Origin of the sequence: Asticcacaulis sp., assembly GCF_027484505.1 — a bacterium.
Taxonomy (GTDB): Bacteria; Pseudomonadota; Alphaproteobacteria; order Caulobacterales; family Caulobacteraceae; genus Asticcacaulis.
On record NZ_JAIXSV010000118.1, the window covers coordinates 15,822 to 36,323 of the forward strand.

The 20,502-nt window shown below is 60.0% G+C and carries 19 protein-coding genes; 7 read left to right on the forward strand and 12 right to left on the reverse strand.

The features are described 5' to 3' along the window. Nucleotides 1–19: 19 nt before the first annotated feature. From Q0072_RS07160 to Q0072_RS07175, 4 genes are all read right to left on the reverse strand, one after another. Nucleotides 20–880, reverse strand: a complete 861-nt coding sequence (locus Q0072_RS07160; protein ID WP_298327740.1) for a nucleotidyl transferase AbiEii/AbiGii toxin family protein — start codon at nt 878–880, stop codon at nt 20–22. After that, entirely contained in the window at nt 877–1,581 is a 705-nt protein-coding gene (locus tag Q0072_RS07165) for a hypothetical protein (RefSeq protein WP_298327745.1), read from the reverse strand. Before Q0072_RS07165 ends, Q0072_RS07160 begins: the two co-directional genes overlap by 4 nt. 52 nt (nt 1,582–1,633) lie before the next feature. After that, nucleotides 1,634–2,482 carry a DeoR/GlpR family DNA-binding transcription regulator gene (locus Q0072_RS07170; protein WP_298327748.1) on the reverse strand — a complete coding sequence of 283 codons (849 nt, stop codon included), beginning with the start codon at nt 2,480–2,482 and terminating at the stop codon, nt 1,634–1,636. Between the two features lie 137 nt (nt 2,483–2,619). Next, nucleotides 2,620–4,137, reverse strand: a complete 1,518-nt coding sequence (locus tag Q0072_RS07175; RefSeq protein WP_298327751.1) for an FGGY family carbohydrate kinase — start codon at nt 4,135–4,137, stop codon at nt 2,620–2,622. Nucleotides 4,138–4,435: 298 nt separating this feature from the next. Here Q0072_RS07175 and rhaI point away from each other — a divergent pair, with 298 nt between their 5' ends. Continuing rightward, the gene (rhaI, locus tag Q0072_RS07180) at nt 4,436–5,776 is read left to right on the forward strand and encodes an L-rhamnose catabolism isomerase (protein WP_298327754.1); all 1,341 of its coding nucleotides are present in this window, start codon (nt 4,436–4,438) and stop codon (nt 5,774–5,776) included. A 38-nt stretch (nt 5,777–5,814) separates the two neighbouring features. Next, the gene (locus Q0072_RS07185) at nt 5,815–6,564 is read left to right on the forward strand and encodes a DUF1961 family protein (RefSeq protein ID WP_298327758.1); all 750 of its coding nucleotides are present in this window, start codon (nt 5,815–5,817) and stop codon (nt 6,562–6,564) included. Here Q0072_RS07185 and cutA read toward each other — a convergent pair. Continuing rightward, nucleotides 6,554–6,871 carry a divalent-cation tolerance protein CutA gene (gene cutA / locus Q0072_RS07190; RefSeq protein ID WP_298327760.1) on the reverse strand — a complete coding sequence of 106 codons (318 nt, stop codon included), beginning with the start codon at nt 6,869–6,871 and terminating at the stop codon, nt 6,554–6,556. The genes Q0072_RS07185 and cutA overlap by 11 nt on opposite strands. 88 nt (nt 6,872–6,959) lie before the next feature. Here cutA and Q0072_RS07195 point away from each other — a divergent pair, with 88 nt between their 5' ends. Further along, nucleotides 6,960–7,796: an AraC family transcriptional regulator gene (locus tag Q0072_RS07195; protein WP_298327763.1), complete on the forward strand. Its 837-nt coding sequence runs from the start codon at nt 6,960–6,962 to the stop codon at nt 7,794–7,796. A 168-nt stretch (nt 7,797–7,964) separates the two neighbouring features. Here the strand turns inward: Q0072_RS07195 and Q0072_RS07200 are convergent, their stop codons facing one another. Next, nucleotides 7,965–8,405: a VanZ family protein gene (locus tag Q0072_RS07200; RefSeq protein ID WP_298327766.1), complete on the reverse strand. Its 441-nt coding sequence runs from the start codon at nt 8,403–8,405 to the stop codon at nt 7,965–7,967. 261 nt (nt 8,406–8,666) lie between these two features. Here Q0072_RS07200 and Q0072_RS07205 point away from each other — a divergent pair, with 261 nt between their 5' ends. Continuing rightward, the gene (locus Q0072_RS07205) at nt 8,667–8,861 is read left to right on the forward strand and encodes a hypothetical protein (RefSeq protein WP_298327768.1); all 195 of its coding nucleotides are present in this window, start codon (nt 8,667–8,669) and stop codon (nt 8,859–8,861) included. Between the two features lie 9 nt (nt 8,862–8,870). Here the strand turns inward: Q0072_RS07205 and Q0072_RS07210 are convergent, their stop codons facing one another. The 3 genes from Q0072_RS07210 to Q0072_RS07220 all read right to left on the reverse strand — a co-directional run bounded on the left by Q0072_RS07210 (nt 8,871) and on the right by Q0072_RS07220 (nt 12,539). After that, nucleotides 8,871–9,935 (reverse strand): mannose-1-phosphate guanylyltransferase/mannose-6-phosphate isomerase, encoded by a 1,065-nt coding sequence (locus tag Q0072_RS07210; RefSeq protein ID WP_298327771.1) that lies wholly within the window; start codon nt 9,933–9,935, stop codon nt 8,871–8,873. Nucleotides 9,936–10,102: 167 nt separating this feature from the next. Then, on the reverse strand, nt 10,103–11,500 hold the full coding sequence (gene ahcY / locus Q0072_RS07215) for an adenosylhomocysteinase (protein WP_298327774.1): 1,398 nt from the start codon (nt 11,498–11,500) through the stop codon (nt 10,103–10,105). A 376-nt stretch (nt 11,501–11,876) separates the two neighbouring features. Further along, complete coding sequence (locus tag Q0072_RS07220) at nt 11,877–12,539, reverse strand: exopolysaccharide biosynthesis protein (RefSeq protein WP_298327777.1); 663 nt, start codon at nt 12,537–12,539, stop codon at nt 11,877–11,879. Between the two features lie 150 nt (nt 12,540–12,689). Here Q0072_RS07220 and bioB point away from each other — a divergent pair, with 150 nt between their 5' ends. Then, complete coding sequence (bioB, locus tag Q0072_RS07225) at nt 12,690–13,676, forward strand: biotin synthase BioB (RefSeq protein WP_298327780.1); 987 nt, start codon at nt 12,690–12,692, stop codon at nt 13,674–13,676. A 159-nt stretch (nt 13,677–13,835) separates the two neighbouring features. Next, nucleotides 13,836–15,002: a nucleotide sugar dehydrogenase gene (locus Q0072_RS07230; RefSeq protein ID WP_298327783.1), complete on the forward strand. Its 1,167-nt coding sequence runs from the start codon at nt 13,836–13,838 to the stop codon at nt 15,000–15,002. On the opposite strand, the gene Q0072_RS07235 is transcribed toward Q0072_RS07230, so the two are convergent. The 3 genes from Q0072_RS07235 to Q0072_RS07245 form a co-directional block, all read right to left on the reverse strand. After that, on the reverse strand, nt 14,972–15,844 hold the full coding sequence (locus Q0072_RS07235; RefSeq protein ID WP_298327785.1) for a TIGR03915 family putative DNA repair protein: 873 nt from the start codon (nt 15,842–15,844) through the stop codon (nt 14,972–14,974). The genes Q0072_RS07230 and Q0072_RS07235 overlap by 31 nt on opposite strands. Further along, nucleotides 15,841–17,067 carry a putative DNA modification/repair radical SAM protein gene (locus Q0072_RS07240; protein ID WP_298327788.1) on the reverse strand — a complete coding sequence of 409 codons (1,227 nt, stop codon included), beginning with the start codon at nt 17,065–17,067 and terminating at the stop codon, nt 15,841–15,843. The genes Q0072_RS07235 and Q0072_RS07240 overlap by 4 nt, the downstream gene beginning before the upstream one ends. 295 nt (nt 17,068–17,362) lie before the next feature. Further along, nucleotides 17,363–19,474 (reverse strand): M3 family metallopeptidase, encoded by a 2,112-nt coding sequence (locus tag Q0072_RS07245; RefSeq protein WP_298327790.1) that lies wholly within the window; start codon nt 19,472–19,474, stop codon nt 17,363–17,365. Nucleotides 19,475–19,647: 173 nt separating this feature from the next. Between Q0072_RS07245 and Q0072_RS07250 the strand changes: the two genes are divergently transcribed. After that, nucleotides 19,648–20,499, forward strand: coding sequence for an aspartate/glutamate racemase family protein (locus tag Q0072_RS07250; RefSeq protein ID WP_298327794.1), 852 nt, complete (start codon nt 19,648–19,650; stop codon nt 20,497–20,499). Nucleotides 20,500–20,502: the final 3 nt, after the last annotated feature.

Below are 20,502 nucleotides of genomic sequence, written 5' to 3' on the forward strand. Positions count from 1 at the left end.
GCCTTGGGCGTGGGCGAATTCAGGATAGATGGAAATTTTGATGTAGTTTTTGAGCGCGCACGTGAAAGAACCTCGCGCTCCACAGATCAAGGCTTTTGGCTTCGGAGGGGCGCAAAAAGCGCCTGACATCGTCTACGGCATCAGACCAGTCAATCGCATCGATCCTGTTCGTCAGCGCGCCATGCACCCAGTCCCTATCGGCCTCAAGGTCCGTCTGGCCCGCCCACGGGCCTTTTTGCCGCAGCGCCGCTGACAGAAGCTTCAGGTTCGGCCCAACACCTCTGGCTACGTACCAGGAGAAGTCAAACCAGTCGCGGCCTTTCACATAGGGCCGGCAAAGAAGCGCATGGATTTTCAGAGCAAAGTTCGACGAAAGGTCCTGGTGGCGGACTTCATAATCGGTTGGAAAATCGAGATAGGTTGTGTCCTCACCCGAACCCTCAGGCGGGTTTGTGTCAATTTCCAGTTTGATCTTAATGGTCTTTTGCCGCCCATCGGCAAAGCGCAGGTCAAGCTGTCGGGCGATTGCGCTATCTTTCAGGACGGCCTCACGAATGACACTGTCCATGCGTTCTTTTGATACCACCTCAAGCTGGAGACCAAACTGATCGAAGACCTCTAACAGAGTTTTCAAATAGGGTTGGAGGTCAAAGTCCGGGTCGGGCGTGCGCAGGATAAAATCAAGATCTTCAGAGAAGCGGGGTAGACCGTGGAGAATGCGCAGGCACGTTCCGCCTTGAAACAAGGACGCCTCAAAAAAGTCCGCGCGCCAGAGCGCATGTAAGGCGATCTCCTGAAGGATTTCCTTGAGGGCGTTTTCTGTCTCAAGGGTATTGCCCGCGTTGTATTGGTTCAGTTTTTGTCGAATAATGTCGATCATCGCGCCAGCTCCCTATGTTGGGCAAGGGCGTCATAGAGCCTGTTTGCGAATGCCCTGGCGGCTGTGTGCTTATAAACGTCGCACAACCGTTGGAATGTTTGAGGATCGAGCCCGGACATCTGTTCGATATCCACCCTCAGACCCTCGGTGATCCACGACACCCCCTGCCACCTGATTTTGCGGTAGGCCACGATATCCATCAGGGCGCGCAGAGGGGACGCAATCAGAGCCGTCGCGTCATTAAGACGATGGCGTTCTACACCAACCAGAAATTGGTAGGGTTGCAGGGCCAACGGTAAAAAGGTGAAGGCTCCGAAGGTCTCTGTCTCATAGTCGATGGACTTGCGTCCGGGGGTCACTGAGGCGGTTTGACGCACGGCCTCTGGAATCCAGCCGTGAAAGGACAGAGCGCTTTCGAAGGAAACGTAACTGCCCGGATGAAGCGCCTGCGCCACGACGTAAGGGTGTAGTGGTGTTGATCGGAGATGAGCTGGCAGAGCATAGAGCCCGCGCTTGATACGCAAAAGATTTCGGCTTTTAAGCGCTCGGTTCACTATGCCGTAGCGCCGTGCCGCGCTACCGCCGATCGCATCCGCAAGCTGGCGCTCGGTTAAGACCCGATCCGTATATCCATGTAACCTGAGTGTATCCTGCAAGCCGACCATAAAATTCTCAATACTTCCAAAAAGTGAAAGTTTCAAGAATTTTCACAGGCGCGCTATGCCCACCCCAATCTTGAGCGATTTGCCGACCTCAGACGACTTCCGAGGCCTTGCGGTCTTCGGCGGTGACCTGAGCGATGCGCACCTCGATACCGGCGTGCTCCAGCCATTCGCGGGCGGCGTCGGTCAGGCCTTCGTCAGTGATCACCACGTCAATCGCCGTCAGGGGACAGACCGACAGCGAGGCCGGGGCGTCGATCTTTGACGAGTCGGCCAGCACGATCACCTGATCGGCGCGCTCCATCAGACGGCGCTCGGACTGCACCAGCAGGGTGTCCGACTGCATCAGGCCGTTGCGCGTCAGGGCCTGACAGCCAATGAACATCTTGGCCGCCGAGAAATTCTGCAACATCCCGTCGTCATACGGGTTGAGGATGATGCGCTGTTCACGGAACAATTCGCCGCCCGGCAGGGTGACCTTCACCTTCGAGCGATCGAGCAGGCATTGCAGGATGGGGATCGAGGTGGTGAGCACGTGATAGGGCTCATTGGCCATCATATTGGCCAGGGTGTAGGTGGTCGAACCGCCGTCGATAATCATCGAAATGCCGGGCTTCAGGAAGTCGAGCGCGGCGCGGGCAATGGCGCGTTTGACCGGCGCATTGACGATGGTCGAGGCCAGAAAGCTCGATTGCCCGATCAGGCTGTCGGTCTGAAACTCCGGCGTCTTGGGTTCGGCCTTGGCCGTGAAGTGCTTGCCTTCAATGCGCATGGCCCCGCCGCGCACGCGCAGCAGATGCCCCAGTTCGTGCAACTCATTGAGGTCGCGGCGAATGGTCGCCGGTGACACGCCCAGACGCGCCGTCAGCTCATCGACCGAGGTCACGCGGTCCGGATTGAGTTCGTCGATGATCAGCTTCCAGCGATCCTGAAGGTGCATATGGCCCGCCCTGCGTTTCTGTTTCCCGACCTTATACGCGCGGCCGGCTCCGGTCCTACGCGATTGATGATCGAATGTGATTGATTCTTATAGGGCGCATTCCACATGGTGGGAAGCACCTTTTTTGGGTAGTCGCTTCAATCGTTTTCCATCGCCTTTAACCAGGCGGCGCGGTAGGCGCGTATGGCCTCAACGCCCTGCGGTTCGACCGGCTTATAGGCCGGCACCGGCGGCACATGATCACTGAAAAAGGCCATGGCCCCGGCACCGCGCGTCACCCCCGATGAGGTTTCGCAGACCAGAACGGGCGCATCGCGCATGGCGGCCAGAAGGGTGCAGAAGGCGGCATTGTGCGCGGCCGGACCTTCGATCAGCAGGGGCCGATCCGCGGGCGCGATCATATCGAGCGAGGTGACCGCGATCAGAGCCACGTAGATCAGACCCAGCGCGGCGCGCGTTTGCGGCGTGTCGGTTTCAAGCCCGACGATTTCGCCGCGCCGTCCGGGGAAGGGCCCGCCGGCATCAACGAAGCTGGGCAAGGCCATGGCCCCTGAGCCGATCACCTCAAGGACCGTATCGAGCGTCACCGGCACATCGACATGACCATTGGTGATCAGCTCCAAAGCCCGCCCGCCCATAAACCGCGCGCACGGCACCGCACGGCCATAGACGTCGATATTGACGAGGCAGTCGCGATCCGGGCGCAGGCTGTCCGACACGGCGGCCGGCGCAATACCGGGGGCCATGGCGACATACCAGGTGCCCGTCGTCAGTATGACCGGTAGTACCGCGGCCTCATCGTGCTGATGCCGCGCAATAACCAGCGCCAGAGCGGCATTGGAATCGTGCAGGCCCACATGGACCTGACAGTCGGGGCTCAAGCCCACGGCCTCGGCGATTTCGGGGCGCAGCGGCCCGGCCTTTTCCCACGCCGACCGTAGCGGCGCAAAGCGTTCCGCCCAGCCCTCAGAAACTGCCAGACTGGAGAAGGTGCCCTGGGTCGGGTTCCACAGATCCGTGTGACAGCCCAGCGATGTCACCTCCGAACACAGTACGCCCGACAGCCGCCACGTCCAGTATTGGGCATAGGAGAGGATATAGCGCACCCGCTCAAAGAATTTGGGGTCACGCCGCGCGTGCCAGAAGATTTGCGCCCCCAGATTCAGCCCGTTGGGCAGAAGCGGCGACAGGGTCTCCTCAAAGGCCGGACGCACGCGCTGATAAGCCCGTTCATAAGGCAGCGGGATCGAGGCTTCGTAGTCCTGAATGGGTTGCAGCAACTGCTCATCGGCGCTGAGGAAGGCGCAGCCCGCGCCATGCGCGACGGGGATAATGCGGTCGATGCGATAGCGCTGCGACAGGCGTTTCAGCTCGCTCAGGCACCACGTAAAGAGGGTATCGACGTCAAAGGCCGCGTAGAGCCGCGTGTGCAGGTGCGGCGTCTTGAACGTCGTGCGGCTGAGGATCTGCCCTTCGGCGTCGATAACGCTGAGCTTGGCATTGGTCTTGCCGACATCAAAGACGACGCAGACGCCTTCACCCGTCACGGCGGCGCGCGTGTGGCTCCCGGAGACGCCCGTCATCGCGTAACCGTCCGCCGACGGAATATCCTCCGTCGCGGGGCTTACCGACACGTCTCTCAGGCTATTGCGCACCCTTCACTCCCGCCATCAGCCGCTCTTTCGTGAGCGAACGGGAGCCCAATACCGGCTTTCCCGTCCATTGCCGATCATTATTGATCGAAAATTAGCAACAGAGATTGTTTTTTGCCGCTATTTCCGTTAGGATCTAACCATATAAGAAAAGCGCGTCTGCGCACACAAAAAACAGGTTGAGGGGCGGTTTCCCTGCGCTCTCATATACGGCGTGGCGTGTACGCCACATCCATTCCCTTCCCGTGAACGGTCTGTTGATTTGACTCCGTCCGTCTTTTAACCCTATCTGGAGGCCCATGTGCTGAAGGAATGGACACCCCGAATGGGCTATGTCGCCGTCAAAAAGACCCGGTCGGCCCTGCCGCAGGACATTATTGATCGTGAAAATGCGCGGCTGATGGCGGCGCATATGGCCGATTATGAGGCTCTGGGCGTCAGACTGGCGCGCGTGGGTGTCGATATCGAGCACGTGGTCGATCGCCTGATGACGCTTGAGGTCGGTATCCCCAGCTGGGGCATGGTCTCCGGCGGTACGCGCTTTGCCCGCTTCCCCATGCCGGGTGAACCCACCCATATTCTGGAAAAGATCGAAGACTGCGCCGCCGTGCATCAGGTATCAGGCCTGACGCCGCGCATTTCGCTGCATTTTCCCTGGGACAAGGCCAACGACATCGATGAGGTGCGCGACTTCGCTCACGCCTACGGCATGGGCTTTGATGCGGTCAATTCCAACACTTTTCAGGATCAGCCGGGGCAGCGCCTGTCGTACAAGTATGGCTCACTGACCCACTCGGACCCCGCTACCCGCGCGCAGGCCATCGAGCACAATCTCGAATGTATCGAGATCGGTGATCGGCTGGGGGCCAAGGCCCTGACCGTATGGATCGGCGACGGCTCGAACTTTGCCGGTCAGAACGAGTTTGCCGACACGCTGGAGCGCTATCTGGAGAGCATGAAGGCGATCTATGCCGCCCTGCCTCACGACTGGCGGCTGTTTATCGAGCATAAGCTCTATGAACCGGCCTTCTACGCCACGGTCATTCAGGACTGGGGCACCTCCATCCTCTGCGCGCAGACGCTGGGCCCCAAGGCGCAGTGTCTGGTCGATCTCGGCCACCACGCGCCGACGGTCAATATCGAACTGATCGTGGCGCGGCTGGCGCAGTTCGGTAAGCTGGGCGGCTTCCATTTCAACGACTCCAAATACGGCGACGATGACCTCGATGCCGGGTCGCTCAACCCGTTCCAGCTCTTCCTGATTTTCAACGAACTGGTCTATGCCGAAACGCGCGCTAAGGGGCAGTTCAATCCGGCCTATATGATGGATCAGTCGCACAATGTGACCGACCCTATTGAGAGCCTGCTCAATTCGGCGCGCGCCATTGCCGGAGCCTATGTCAAGGCGCTGATCGTCGATCGCAAGGCGCTGAAAGAGCATCAGGCCAATAATGACGTGATGATGGCCCACCATTGCCTGCGCATGGCCTATGAGACCGATGTGCGGCCGGCGCTGGCCATGGCACGACTGCGCAAGGGCGGAGCGATTGACCCCATGCTGGCCTTCCGCGCCACCGGCTACCGCGCCGAAAAAGCCAAGGTGCGCAAAACCCGCGCGGCGCACGGCGGCGGAATCGTCTGATCCACGCGTATAATCGGCAGCACAAACGGAAATTTCGCATGAGCCTTACGCGTCGTCAGTGGCTGGCCTCCGGTCTGGCCGCCTCAGCCTCTTCCTCGCTTCTGGCCCCCTCGCTGTTCGCGGCCGAAGCGGGTGAACTGATCTATGCCAATCCGCTGAAAACCGCTGCCGATGTGGCGAAGTTCAGGATGGAGGGCGATGCGAAGGTCGATTTCCCCAATGGCCGCATGCAGTTGAGCGCACGGCGCGATGCCGCCGAAGGACAGGCCTCGAACTTCGTCTTTTGGTGCCCGGAGGTCTTCCCCGACCATGTCGAGATCAGCTGGAACTTCTGGCCGCTGAAAGAGCCGGGCCTGTGCATCCTGTTTTTTGCCGCGGGTGGGGTGAATGGCGAGCATATCCTGTCACCAAAGCTGAAAGCCCGCGCCGGGATCTACGACCAGTATACCAAAAGCGACGTCAAGGCCTTGCAGATCTCCTATTATCGCCGCCGCTGGGAGGAGGAACGCGCCTTCCATCTGGCCAATCTGCGCTATGCGCCGGGCTTTGAACTGCTGGCGCAAGGCGCCGACCCCCTGCCCGATGTCGAGGACGCCCGACCACCTTACCGCCTTAAAATTCGCAAGTCGGGGGCGAACGTGGCCTTCACCATCAACGACCTGCCCGTCGTGAACTGGATCGGAGCCAACGACCGCCAATGGCCCACCAGCGGCAGTATCGGCTTTCGTCAGATGGCCCCGCTGATCGCCGAATATGCCGATCTCGAAGTGCGCCGGATCAGGGTGTAAGCGCGTCCCTCAGCCACTGTTCGTAATCCGCGCTGGCCCATTGAATGCGCGTGGCGATCAGTTCCGGCACCTCATAGCTATGGGCGGCCCTTACCGCCGCCTCCAGCGCCGGGAGTTTGCCGCGCAGGGTCTTGGCCGTCAACCCGATCTCGTCGGCCGTCTCCACCTTTCCCTGCCACACATAGGTCGCACGCAGCGGCACACACTGCACACAGGCGGCCAGTTTCTGCGTTACCAGAAGCTCCGCGATACGTTCGGCCTCAGCCCTATCGGCACAGGTCAGGGAAACGGTCATAAGATCGGTCATGGCCTCTTATAACCCCGACCACAAGACCGATCAAATATCGCCGTCAAAACCGGGATAGGCTAACCTCCGACGCAAACCGGAGCCCCTCGTGAGCCTGACCGCCAAACTCATCTGGTATATCGAACGCCGCCTGAACCAGCCGCTCAGCCTGTCACAGGTGGCGCGGGTGCACGGCGTCTCGGCCTGCCATGTGACGCGCCTGTTTGCCATGAGCTGTGATCAGCCGCTGATGGCCTATGTGCGGGCCCGCCGGCTGAGCGAGGCGGCGAAGGCGATCCGGGCGGGCAGCGATCTGATCGATGCGGCCTTGAGTGCGGGCTATGGCTCGCACGAAGCCTTCACCCGCGCCTTTCGTCAGCAATTCGGCGTACCGCCGCGGGCCTTGCGTCATGAGCCTGCCCCTGACCTCAGACTGACGGAGCCTCTGTCCATGAACGATATCGACCGCAATCCCAAACCCGACCTGCCGCCTCAGACGCCGCGCCTTGAAAAGCTGGACCGCCTGACCCTCGCCGGGCTTTCGGGCCGGTTTGACTTTGCCAACCTGTCCGGCATTCCGGCCCTGTGGCAGGCCTTTTGTCCGTGGTTCGGCCATATCGAAGGTCAGAGAGGCGGCCTCAGTTACGGCGTTTCGTATAATTACCGCACAGACGGTATCGACTATCTGGCGGGGGTCGAGGTGACCGAAGGCAGTGACCTGCCGCCCGACTTTACGCGGCTGATCCTGCCGGCAGGACGCTATGCGGTGTTTGAACACCACGGCCATGTGTCGGGCCTTTCGCACACCTGGCGCGCCCTTTATGATGACTGGCTTCCCGCTTCGGGGCTGAAGGTGCGCTATGATCCCGGTTTTGAGCGCATGGATGCACGCTATAACGGGGCAACCGGTCAGGGCGTCATCGAAATCTGGATGCCGGTGGAATAGGCCCGTTTCGTGAGGTGGCCGCCGCTTTAGAGCGGAGTGATTTCTACTGGAATCATTCCGCTCAAGCCGCCATTGAGGCGGCGGCCAAGGTGGCGAAGCCACCGCCCGGCGAGGGGCTAAACAAAAATCCAGATCATTATGTTTCTACCGGAAATCATAATGATATAGTCACCTCTCAACGCGATCACGACGCGCCGTTTCTCCAGCACGGGCCATATCCTGTGGCCGGCGGCGTGGCGCGCGACCGCCCAGCCGCACATAATGGCGGAAGGTTTCGGCATAGGAGGGCAGTGTGGCGACGCTGACGCCGATCAGGTCGGCCAGCCAGTCGCCGACACTGGCGCTGCGTCCGGTAAACAGTTGCGCCACCTCGATCAGCGCCCCCAGCACAAGCACCCCCAGAGCCAGGTCTGTGCGCCGCACGCGCGGAAAGGCCAGTTGCAGCATCACGGTCAGGGTAAAAAAGGCGATGATGTGGGCTTCTTTGTCCGTCAGCCCAAACGCCTGTTCAGCACCCGAAAACGGCCCCAGCACCAGCACGGCGACGGTCAGGGTGAGCAGGGCGAGGCAGATACGGATGTACAGCAGGGCTTTCTGTGCGCGGGACATGGCGACCTCTCATGTGTCCCCGCACCCTAAGCACGCAGGGTAAACAAAAGGATGGCAAGACGCGTTAATATCCACTGATCGCGTTTAGGGCGGATTTCATTCAAATTGAATCGAAATCACGCTCTAAATTTTTGGTTTAACGCGCTTTTTTATCCGAAAGTGCGTCACACTTTTCGGAAAGCGCTTTAATCGCGCACGTATCGACGCTTATTTAACCCTGCGCAGTTAGGGTGCGTGGAACCCCACACGCCGGAACCCTGTATGCGCCCTGAGACTGCGAAGCTGAACACCCCCTCAACAGCCTCCAAACACACAAACGACATCGGTCTTCTGAGCGCGCTGGACACCCACGCGGTCATCGAAGCGAAGATGCCACTGAAATGGACGCTGATGGGCCTGTTTATAACCTGCGGGGGCTTCTGGGCGCTGGTGGCGGGTCTGGCGACCCGGCACTGAACCTACGCCCTAACCGTCACTGACTTCGCTCAGCCGCTTGGCCGCTTCTGCCGCCAACTTGACATCCTGTGCGCGCGAAATGGGCGCGACGACGATACCCGACGGCGTGGACACGACCATAATGTCATCAAGACCAATAATGGCCACGGGCGGCCCTTCGGCGCGGATCAGGCAGTTGTGGGCGTCGATCAGGATAGTACGACCCTGCGCATGGTTGCCGACATCATCCTTGGCTCCCAGACGCCACAGTTCGCTGAACCCGCCGACATCGGCCCAGCCGATATCGCAAGGCGCTGTCGCGGCGCGTAAGGTGCGCTCCATCACCGCGTAGTCGATGGAGATAGAGGGACAGAGTTTGAAACTTTCCGGGTCAAGCGTGCGGGTCACGCCCTGCGTCGCGGCCTTATCAAAGGCCTGCTGCGTGGCATTGAGGACATCCGGCTCATAGCGGTTCAGCTCCTCCAGCATCACCTGCGGTGAGAAGAGGAAGATACCCGCATTCCAGTCATAGCCGCCATCGGCGACATAGCTTTGGGCCGTTTCAAAGTTAGGCTTTTCGAGGAAGCGACGAATGCCATAGACGCCCTGAGCCAGCCTCTCGCCGCGCTGGATATAGCCAAATCCCGTTTCCGGAGCGGTGGGGGTAATGCCAAAGGTGACGATGCGGTCCGTGGCCGTCGCAGCGGCCCGGTCGAGGGCGCCGCGGAACACTTCCGGCTTTGAGATCATGTGATCGGCAGGCACCAGCAGCACCAGCGCCTCCGGGTCGATCTCCAGACCGATCAGGGCCGCCACCGCCGCCACCGCCGCCGTATTGCGCGCAAAGGGTTCGAGCACGACCGCCTGCGGCGTGAGGTCGATGGCCTCAAGCTGCGCCGTCGCCAGGGCTTCGTGGCTTTTGCCGCAGATGACCACAGGTTTCAGAAACCCTGCCCCCGACAGACGCAGGGCCGTTTCCTGAATCATGGTGTGCTGGGTGGCCAGCGCGTGAAACTGCTTGGGCTGTTCAGGTGTGGACAGGGGCCACAGGCGCGTACCCGACCCGCCCGACATGATGACCGGTAAGATTTTCATAAATCATCCTTGGAATACAAACTGTTTCCGGACAGGTGAGCGACTATGCGCCGACAAATACCGGTTAGGCAACTGGATGACGGACTTTACCGGGATAGGGCTATAAAAAGTCAAGACCTCCGGTGGTACCGGAGGTCTTGTCGCGCAAACACAGCGTGGAAAAGGTGTTAGTAGCGATAGTGCTCCGGCTTGAACGGGCCTTCAACCGGCACGCCGATATAGTCGGCCTGTTCCGCATTGAGCGTCGTCAGTTTGGCGCCCAGCTTTTCGAGGTGCAGCAGCGCGACCTTTTCGTCGAGCTTCTTCGGCAGGGTATAGACCTGCTTGTCATAGGCCTTGTTATTGGTCCACAGCTCGATCTGCGCCAGGGTCTGGTTGGTAAACGAGGCCGACATCACGAAGGACGGGTGGCCGGTGGCGTTGCCGAGGTTAACCAGACGCCCTTCGGACAGGACGATGATCTTCTTGCCATCCGGGAATTCGACGTGATGGACCTGCGGCTTGATCTCATCCCACTTATAGTTACGCAAGGACGCGACCTGAATTTCCGAGTCGAAGTGACCGATGTTGCAGACGATGGCGTTGTGCTTCATCTCGCGCATGTGCTCAAGGCGCAGCACGTCCTTGTTGCCGGTGGCAGTGACGAAGATGTCGCCGACCTTGGCCACCTCTTCGACGGTGCGGACTTCATAGCCTTCCATGGCGGCCTGAAGGGCGCAGATGGGGTCGATTTCGGTGACGATGACGCGCGCGCCGCCATTGCGCAGCGACGCGGCCGAGCCCTTGCCCACGTCGCCATAGCCGAGGACGACCGCGACCTTACCGGCCAGCATGACGTCGGTGGCGCGGCGGATGGCATCGACCAGCGATTCACGGCAACCATAGAGGTTGTCGAACTTCGACTTGGTGACCGAGTCGTTGACATTGATCGCCGGGAACGGCAGCTCACCCTTTTGCGCCATGGCGTAGAGGCGGTGCACACCCGTGGTGGTTTCTTCGGAAACGCCGGTGATGGCGTCGCGGATCGCAGAATAGAAGCCCGGCTTTTCCTTCAGGTAACGCTTCATGACCTTATAGAGGGCTTCTTCTTCCTCATTGGTCGGGTTGTCGAGAATAGACGCGTCCTTTTCGGCCTTCGGCCCCAGCACGGTCAGCAGAGTCGCGTCGCCGCCGTCATCGAGGATCAGGTTCGGATAGCCGCCATCGTGCCATTCGAAAATCTTGTGCGCGTAGTCCCAGTATTCTTCGAGGGTTTCCCCCTTGATCGCAAAGACCGGCGTGCCCTTGGCAGCGATGGCCGCGGCGGCATGGTCCTGTGTCGAGAAGATGTTGCACGAGGCCCAGCGCACCTCAGCACCCAGCGCCTGAAGCGTCTCGATCAGCACGCCCGTCTGGATGGTCATGTGTAGCGAACCGGCGATACGCGCGCCTTTCAGCGGCTGCGACGGACCATATTCTTCGCGCGTTGCCATCAGGCCCGGCATTTCGCCTTCGGCGATGTCGAGTTCCTTGCGGCCCCAGTCAGCGAGGGAGAGGTCTTTTACGATATAATCTTGAGCGGCCATGACAGGTGCATCCATAGTTTCAAATGTTGCCGTCTTATAGCGGGCCACAGCACCAGATGCAATCAAGATATAAAGATGTCTTTATATGAGCGAGGGGCGCGCTCAAGAGGTCTTGACATATCAGGGAATGCAAAGGAATGTTGAACGACGTTCATTTTTTTGGAGCGAGAGGTGATGAAAAAACGACTCCGACACGTTTGCTTTGCCCTGTCAGGTCTCGTCCTGACGGCAACGCCTCTTGTGCTGACAGATTACGCCTTCAAGCATTGGAGTGATAATGGTGCCGCCCTTCTTTGGGTATATCCTCCGTATGCCTTTTTCATGCATGGAAGTTTTTGGGCAGGCCTTACATTGGTACTTCTGAGCCTATCAGGGATCATGACGCGCTCGAAAAAACCAGATTAATCATGTCTTGCCCCCACTCCCACACCCAAAGTGCGAAGTCGATCACATAGCGTGCGCCGAAATAGACCCAGGCCGTCGCCCCGACCGCCACGGGGACGGACAACAGCAGGCAGACGCCGTCCCGTTGCAACAGGCCCAGCCCCGTCAGCACCACGGCAATACCGGGTATGACATTGGCCCCCGGCATGGGCAGCAGCAGGATCAGCGCCATCAGAAGCGTCTGCGCGCCGGCATAGAACAACCACACCCCGCGCGTCAGGAAGATCAGTCGCGGCCGGGTCAGAAACTCCACCTTACGCAGCACGACGCCGCAGGCGCGAAAGGCCCCGCGCAGCGTCTCACCCTTGAACGCCCAGTTCTTAATGAAGCCCGGCATCCACAATGCCTTATGCCCCAGCAGCATCTGGATCGACGGCCCGATCAGCAGCAGGCCAAACAGGGTCGAAATGCCTGGAATATTGGGAATGCAGATCGGCAGGGCCAGAATGATCAGCAACAGCCCCAATCCGCGCCCTTCGAGGTTTTTGAGCAGGGTGCCGACCGTCACGGTGGGCGCATCGCCAAACGAGTCAGCCAGATCGTCAACCAGTTGCGAAGCCCTGATCCCATGTTGGGGGGCGGTAGCATCAGGCATGGCGAATCTCCACAAGCGCAACGACAACACCGTTACCATAACGCGCCGTCTGTGGGCTGTCATGTGCCGGGTTTGACCGGTTTGTCCGTTCGCGCTAGACGAGACGCGCACCCATGCCTTAGGCACAGGGATTAAAGCCCGGAGTTTGTGATGCCCGATACCGCCCCGACCTTCGCCACGCTGCGTCACGACTGGACGAAGACAGAGATCGCCGCCCTGTTCGACCTGCCGTTCATGGAGCTGGTTTATCGCGCGGCCACCGTGCATCGTCAGCACTTCGACCCGTCGGAAATCCAGTTGTCGCAGCTTCTGTCGATCAAGACCGGCGGCTGCGCCGAAAACTGCGGCTACTGCTCGCAATCGGCGCACCATGATACGGGCCTGAAGGCCTCCAAGCTGATGCCGGTCGATGCGGTATTAAGCGCCGCCAAAGCTGCCCGTGACGGCGGAGCGCAGCGTTTCTGCATGGGGGCGGCGTGGCGCGATCTGAAAGACCGTGACGTGCCCGCCCTCGCTGAGATGATTGCCGAGGTGAAGGCGCTGGGGCTCGAAACCTGCGCGACGCTGGGCATGGTCACCCCGGATCAGGCCAGGGCCCTGAAAGAGGCCGGGCTCGACTATTACAACCACAACCTCGACACCTCGCCGGAATATTACGAGAGCGTGGTCACCACCCGCACCTATCAGGCGCGCCTCGACACGCTGGAAGCCGTGCGCGAGGTCGGCATGAAGACCTGCTGCGGCGGCATTGTCGGCATGGGTGAAACGCGCGAAGACCGCGTCTCCTTCCTGCACCAGCTCGCCACCCTGCCCGCCCATCCGGACAGCCTGCCGATCAACAATCTGGTGCCGGTATCGAACACGCCGCTGGGTGAACTCTCGAAAATAAAGGGCGGGGTCACGCCGGTCGAATTTGTGCGCACCGTCGCCGTCGCGCGCATCCTCTGCCCCAAGTCGATGGTGCGTTTGTCGGCCGGTCGTAACGAGATGAGCGAGGAACTTCAGGCCCTGTGTTTTCTGGCCGGGGCCAATTCGATCTTTGTCGGCAATCAGCTTCTGACCACACCCAACCCGGAGCGCGGTTCAGACGCCTTCCTGCTGCAATCGCTGGGGCTGCGACCAATGGCCGCGTCATAAATCCGCCGCGTCCAAAGGCGACAGATACCCAAAGGCTTCGCAATGGGATAAAGCGAAGCGGGGTTGGGTCGCCGCTTAACCCTCTTGCTGTCTGTCTAAAGGCCTTCTGAAAACAGGAAGGTCACGGCGACCGACCTGATCCGGATATATGAGGCGAAAATGAAAATCGGTATTGCCGGCATGGGCTATGTGGGCCTGTCCAACGCCATGTTGCTGGCCCGTCATAATGAAGTTGTGGCCTTTGATATTGTCCCGGATAAGGTCGCCCTGCTCAATGCGCGCAAATCGCCCATCGTCGATGCTGATATCGAACGCTATCTGAGCGGCGAGCCCATCAACTTCCGCGCTACGCTGGATGCACAAGACGCCTTCAGCGACGCCGAATTCGTCATCGTCGCGACCCCGACCAATTACGACGTGACGACCAACCGTTTCGATACGCGCTCCATCGAGGCCGCCACCGCCAGCATCCTGTCGGTCAATCCAAAAACCACCATCGTCATCAAATCGACCATTCCGGTGGGCTATACGAACCGTCTGCGTGCGATGCACCCAGACGCCCACATCATTTTCTCGCCGGAGTTCCTGCGCGAAGGCCGGGCGCTTTACGACAACCTCTATCCATCGCGCATCATTGTGGGGGAACAGTCGGAAAAGGCGCACCTGTTTGCCGATCTGCTGAAAAACGGCGCGGAGAAAAAGGACATCGAGGTCCTCTTTACCAACAGCGATGAGGCCGAGGCAATCAAGCTGTTTGCCAATACCTACCTCGCCATGCGCGTCGCCTATTTCAACGAACTCGACTCCTATGCCGAAGCGCTGGGACTGGATACGCGCCAGATCATCGAAGGCGTTTCGCTCGATCCGCGCATCGGCAAGGGCTACAACAACCCGTCCTTTGGCTATGGCGGCTATTGTCTGCCCAAGGACACCAAGCAATTGCTGGCCAACTATTCCGAAGTGCCGCAAAGCCTGATCAAGGCGATCGTCGAAGCCAACACCACACGCAAGGACTTCGTTGCCGATAGCATCCTGCGCAGAAAGCCTAAGGTCGTAGGCGTTTACCGCCTGACCATGAAGACCAATTCGGACAATTTCCGCGACTCCTCGGTGCAGGGGATCATGAAGCGCATCAAGGCCAAGGGCGTCGAGGTGGTGATTTATGAACCTGCGCTTGAGGCCGAAGAATTCTTCAATTCAAAGGTCATCCGTGATCTGGAGACCTTCAAGTCCCTGTCGGATGTCATCATCGCCAACCGTCTGGCTGATGAACTGAAAGACGTTGCCGACAAGATCTACACGCGCGACCTGTTCGGCGCCGACTGATCGGCCCGCTGTTGCAGTCGTTCGTGAAATTTCGGCGCGGTGTCAGACGCACCGCGCTCTTTCATTTCACGCACACGGTGCTCAGCGCTGCGGATCAGGTCAGGAATTAACTCGGCCTCCGGCAGGTTCTTCCAGTATTTCTTGGGCATTTCCGACTGCATGGCCTGCACCTTCAGCCGCGCCGGATTGAAGATGTTGGCGAAATAGGTGCGCCACAGGTCATCCGTCTCGTCGCGAATGTCGGGCTTTTCGGCGGCCTCATCACTGACCCTAAGTGTCTCACCATCCCAGGCGGCCGAGCCCTTGGGCGTAGCGATCAGCCAGTCCATGTCATTGAAGCGCCGCTGAAAAAAACCAGCCGTTCGCGCGACGATAAAATGCTCCGGTTCAAACCACGCCACGAAGGCGCGGCGCGGTCCTTGCGTCGGGATTTCGCGGAAACGGACAAAGGCCTTCATCTTGTGCGTGTCACGCCCGACGGATTTGGCAAAAGCATGGGCCAGCGCCACATCCGGATCGGTCACCACGCGCAGCAGAGGCTTATCCGTCTGAAGCCGCCACAGAAGGCGGTAACACAGGTCAAAACGCCGCGGATCGCTATGGCACAGCACGGCTTTTGATAATTCGACAAAGGCGGAAGGAACGGTGACGGCCCTTCTTCCGCCAATTTCGGCCGTCTCTCCCCTGAAATCAGGAGGAAGGCCGGTATCAAACAAACCCGCCTGCGTGCCGGTCGCGCCCCATTCCACCTCCCTCGGCGAAAGTCCCTGACATAAAGCTTCACGCGCCGCGTCGCGCCATTCGCCATAGTCGCCGCGTCCGCGAAGTTCAAACCGCTTCATAGCAGCACCAGTTGCTGCGGTTCCGGCGCGAACAGGGTGCGCAGATCGGCGCGATCGATCAGACGCACCGGCGTCCAGTCAGCGGTGACGACGAACGGCTTGATCTTGCGCAACGACACCTTGAGCCGCTGCAAATCCTCCAGTTTGAGCCGCCGGAAGCGCCGCACGCTGAGGATGGACTGCACCGCCTTGACACCAAAGCCTGGCACGCGCAGCAGCATCTCCTTGTCCGCCCGGTTGACATCGACGGGGAAGCGCGCGCGGTTTTCCAGCGCCCAGGCGAGTTTGGGGTCAAGTTCCAGATCAAGCATCCCGTCGGGTCGGCCCGCCGTGATCTCCCCGATGTCAAACCCGTAGAAGCGATAGAGCCAGTCGGCCTGATAGAGGCGATGTTCGCGCACCAGCGGCGGCTTGATCAGCGGCAAGACTTTTGAGGCGTCGGGTATCGGCGAAAACGCCGAATAGTAGACGCGCCGCAGTCGAAAGCGACTGTAGAGCCCGGCGCTGGAGCCCAGAATGGTGGCATCCGTCGTCTGATCGGCGCCAATGATCATCTGGGTCGATTGCCCGGCCGGCACGAAGCGCTTGCGCCGCTTCTTGTAGGTTGGCTCAGACGCGGCGTCGATCTTCTGTTTCAGTTCGCCCATCGACCGGCGGATATTGGCCGGGTGCTTTTGCGGGGCGAAGGCCTCCACCCCGGCATCGGTGGGCAATTCGATATTGATCGACAGCCGGTCGGCATAGAGCCCGGCTTCCTCGATCAGGGCGGCGGAGGCTTCGGGGATGGTTTTGAGGTGGATATAGCCGCGAAAATCGTGCTTCAGCCGCAGGTCGCGGGCGATGCGCACCATCTGCTCCATGGTATAGTCGGAATTGCGGATGATGCCTGAGGAGAGAAACAGGCCTTCGATATAGTTACGCCGGTAGAATTCGAGCGTCAGCCACACCACCTCGTCCGGCGTAAAACGCGCCCGCTCGACATTCGACGACGAGCGGTTGATGCAGTAGGCGCAATCGAAGATACAGAAGTTGGTCATCAGTATCTTCAGCAGCGAAATGCAGCGCCCGTCCGGCGCATAGGCGTGACAGATACCCGACCCTTCGGTGGACCCCAGCCCGCCTGAGGATGAATCGCGCTTCGATGTCCCGGACGACGCGCAGGAGGCGTCGTACTTGGCGGCATCAGACAGGATGGCGAGGCGTTCCTTGAGCGTCTTCTTCATAATTGTTCATGATATGTTCCAAGGACCCTTTCGTCAATACGGTAGCCCCACCGAAAGACCGGCCACCAGAGCGGCACAAAAACCAAAGGCCATAATCATAACCGTCGCCGTCGATTTCAGTTCGCGCATCCTTGCCTCCCATGTGTGGAGACAGTGTTGCGCGTCACCCGACAGGCCGAAATACGGACCTCACCACCCGTTTATAATGGCCGCGCAAAGCGCGACATGCGCCTGAACAAAAAGGCCGGAACCCGATCAGAGGTTCCGGCCTTAGATCACGCATTTAGAGCGATACTCAGGCGAAGCCGCGTGCCCGCATAAGAGCCTTCGGGACGGCATCGCGGCCACGGAACTGACGATAGGCATCCGCCGGGTCGATGGTGTTGCCGACACTGAGGATGTATTTGAGCATCCGCCCGGCCACGGTCTGATCGTAGAAGCCCTTGGGTGCTTCGGCGAAGGCTTCGGAGCAGTCGGCCGCCACCACATCGGCCCACAGGTAGCTGTAATAACCCGCCGAATAGCCGTCCGACGAGAAGACGTGCGAAAACTGCGGCGTGCGGTGGCGCATGACGATTTCCTTCGGCATGCCGAGCTTGCTCAGTTCCTCGCGCTCAAAGGCGTCTGGATCAATGTCTGCGTCACCGGCCAGGTGCAGCTTCATGTCGATCAGGGCCGACGAGAGATATTCGACCGTGCCAAAACCCTGATTGAAGGTATCGGCCTTTTTGATCTTCTCAAGAAGCGCCGCCGGCATGGGCTCACCGGTCTTGTAGTGCAGGGCAAAGCGCGACAGCACTTCGGGGGTGGAGAGCCAGCGTTCATTGACCTGCGACGGGAATTCCACATAGTCGCGCGCCACCGAGGTGCCCGACAGCGAGGCATAGGTGACGTTCGACGACAGGCCGTGGATAGCATGGCCGAATTCGTGGAACAGGGTTGTGGCGTCATCCCAAGAGATCAGGATGGGTTCGCCCGGTGCCGCTTCGATAAAGTTGGAATTGTTCGACACAATCGGAAGGATCGGCTTGCCGGCTTCTTTCGACTGGCTGCGATAGGCGTTCATCCACGCGCCCGACCGCTTGCCCTTGCGTGCGTAAGGATCGAAGTAGAACAGACCCGACACCTTGCCGTCGCGCAGCACTTCGTAGGTCGTCACATCCTCATGGAAGACGGGCAGACCGGTCACTTTTTTGAAGGTAAAACCGTAGGACTGACTGGCAGCCCAGAACATACCTTCGACCAGTTTATCCAGTTGCAGGTAGGGCTTGATTTCGTTCTCATCGAGATCGTAGCGCGCCTTGCGCACCTTCTCTGCATAGAAGCGGTAGTCCCACGGCTCGATAGTAATACCGGCCTTTTCAGCGTCGGCGACCTTCTGCATATCGGCCACTTCTTCGTGCACGCGTTTGACCGCCGCCGGCCATACCGACTCCATCAGTTGCATCGCGTTTTCCGGCGTCTTGGCCATGGCATTTTCGACGCGCCAGTGGGCGTGCGTCTTATAGCCCCGCAGTTTCGCGCGCTCGACGCGCAGCTTGAGGATCTTCTTGATCAGGGCGTTGTTGTCCCACTGATCGCCATTGTCGCCGCGATTGACGAACAGACGCCACACCTTTTCGCGCGTCGCGCGGTTGGTGCAGAAGGTGGTGACCGGCTCCATGGCGGAACGGGTGTTGGGGATGGCATACAAACCGTCCTTACCCGCTGCCTTGGCCGACGCGGCCGCCGAGGCCATGAAGCCGTCCGGCACACCCGGCAGCTCAGCCTTGCTGAGGTAGAGCACCTGTTCTTCGTCGTGCAGCAGGTTGTCGGAGAACTGGTTGAACAGCACCGACAGTTCCTTGTTGATTTCGGCGACGCGCGTTTTGGCCTGCGGCGTCAGGGCGGCCCCCGACCGCACAAAGCCATTATAGGTGACCCACAGAAGGCGGTCCTGCTCCGGCGTCAGCTTGAACGTGGCGCGGCGGTCATAGACGCTCTTGATCTTCTGAAACAGCGCTTCGTTCTGATTGATCTCGTCGCCAAAGGCCGCCAGCTTGGGCGACAGGCGCTTGGCAATGGCCTGAAGCTCCGGCGTGGACAGCCCACCGCTCCACACGCCGTAGAGGGTGGAGACACGCTCCATCTCCTGCCCCGAACGCTCAAGCGCGACCACGGTATTTTCAAAGGTCGGCGCGGCTTTGTTTTGCGTGATCGCCGCGATTTCCTGACGCTGAGCCGTCATGGCTGCGTCAAACGCCGCTTCGAAATCCGCGATCTTGACCTTATCAAAGGGAGGGATGCCGCCATAGGGGCCGGTCCATTCCGCCGTCAGCGCCGACGCGCCCGTAGCCGCCAGAGCGACGCCCGGCATCAACCCGGCCGAAGTCATTAACCCGATCACCATGCGACGATCCATTTCCATCTGCTGCTCCTGAATACGATTATGGACTCAAGCCTTAACGCCCAGCGCCGCCAAATCCGTTCCATTCGCAATCATCTAAGCATGTACCCTTGCTGGCGACAAGGGCGCGGGTCTATAGACGAGAGGACACTCATTATCGGCATTGCCGAGTGGTTGCGTAAGGGAAAATAAACATGGCTATCGGGGTATTCGATTCAGGCGTCGGCGGGTTGAGCATTCACCGGGCGTTAGTGGACCGGATGCCGCAGGCCGACTTCATCTACCTCGGCGACCAGAAACACGCCCCCTATGGCGAACGCTCCGGCGAAGAGATCGTCGAATTGACGCGTCAGGGCTGCGAAACCCTGTTTGAGGCCGGTGCCTCTCTGGTCGTTCTGGCCTGTAATACGGCGTCGGCCGTGGCGCTGCGCCGCCTGCAATCGAGCTGGCTAGCCGGTTATCGCCAGACCGCGGGCAGAGCCGTCAATGTGCTGGGGATCATCGTGCCGACCATCGAAGCGGCGACCGGTCTGCCGTGGGAGCACGAGGCCGAACGCCGCGGCCCCAAGGTCGAGAATGTCGATGTGCTGGGTATCTTCTGCACCACGGCGACGGCGCGTTCGCGGGTCTATGAAATCGAGATCGACAAACGCCGTCAGGACCTCGCGGTGTTCAGCGAGCCCTGCATCGGGCTGGCCGGCATGATCGAGGCCGGTGAAAGCGAAGACAAGCTGAAGGCGGTCGTCGAAAGCCGCGTGCAGGCGCTCAAAACCCGCATCGGCCGCTATCCCGACCGCGCCATACTGGGCTGCACGCATTATGAGATCATTGGTGACCTGTTCAAGGCCGCCCTGCCCGAAGGCACGCCGCTGATCCATCAGCCGTCCTCAGTGGCCGACGCGCTGGAACGCTACGTGGCCCGCCACCCGGACTATCAGATTGGCACGTCCGGCCTCCGCCGCTTTTTGACGACGGGAGAGCCCGGTCCACAATCGCGCATCGTCGAAGCCTTCTGGGGCGCGCCGGTAACGTTTGAAGCGGTCTAGAAC

Excerpts from the sequence above, each read along its gene's own strand:
- Q0072_RS07160 (WP_298327740.1), bottom strand. The coding sequence starts at position 880 with ATGATCGACATTATTCGACAAAAACTGAACCAATACAACGCGGGCAAT.
- Q0072_RS07170 (WP_298327748.1), bottom strand. The coding sequence starts at position 2,482 with ATGCACCTTCAGGATCGCTGGAAGCTGATCATCGACGAACTCAATCCG.
- Q0072_RS07185 (WP_298327758.1), top strand. The coding sequence starts at position 5,815 with ATGAGCCTTACGCGTCGTCAGTGGCTGGCCTCCGGTCTGGCCGCCTCA.
- cutA (WP_298327760.1), bottom strand. The coding sequence starts at position 6,871 with ATGACCGATCTTATGACCGTTTCCCTGACCTGTGCCGATAGGGCTGAG.
- Q0072_RS07200 (WP_298327766.1), bottom strand. The coding sequence starts at position 8,405 with ATGTCCCGCGCACAGAAAGCCCTGCTGTACATCCGTATCTGCCTCGCC.
- Q0072_RS07205 (WP_298327768.1), top strand. The coding sequence starts at position 8,667 with ATGCGCCCTGAGACTGCGAAGCTGAACACCCCCTCAACAGCCTCCAAA.
- Q0072_RS07210 (WP_298327771.1), bottom strand. The coding sequence starts at position 9,935 with ATGAAAATCTTACCGGTCATCATGTCGGGCGGGTCGGGTACGCGCCTG.
- ahcY (WP_298327774.1), bottom strand. The coding sequence starts at position 11,500 with ATGGCCGCTCAAGATTATATCGTAAAAGACCTCTCCCTCGCTGACTGG.
- Q0072_RS07220 (WP_298327777.1), bottom strand. The coding sequence starts at position 12,539 with ATGCCTGATGCTACCGCCCCCCAACATGGGATCAGGGCTTCGCAACTG.
- bioB (WP_298327780.1), top strand. The coding sequence starts at position 12,690 with ATGCCCGATACCGCCCCGACCTTCGCCACGCTGCGTCACGACTGGACG.
- Q0072_RS07230 (WP_298327783.1), top strand. The coding sequence starts at position 13,836 with ATGAAAATCGGTATTGCCGGCATGGGCTATGTGGGCCTGTCCAACGCC.
- Q0072_RS07235 (WP_298327785.1), bottom strand. The coding sequence starts at position 15,844 with ATGAAGCGGTTTGAACTTCGCGGACGCGGCGACTATGGCGAATGGCGC.
- Q0072_RS07240 (WP_298327788.1), bottom strand. The coding sequence starts at position 17,067 with ATGAAGAAGACGCTCAAGGAACGCCTCGCCATCCTGTCTGATGCCGCC.
- Q0072_RS07245 (WP_298327790.1), bottom strand. The coding sequence starts at position 19,474 with ATGGAAATGGATCGTCGCATGGTGATCGGGTTAATGACTTCGGCCGGG.
- Q0072_RS07250 (WP_298327794.1), top strand. The coding sequence starts at position 19,648 with ATGGCTATCGGGGTATTCGATTCAGGCGTCGGCGGGTTGAGCATTCAC.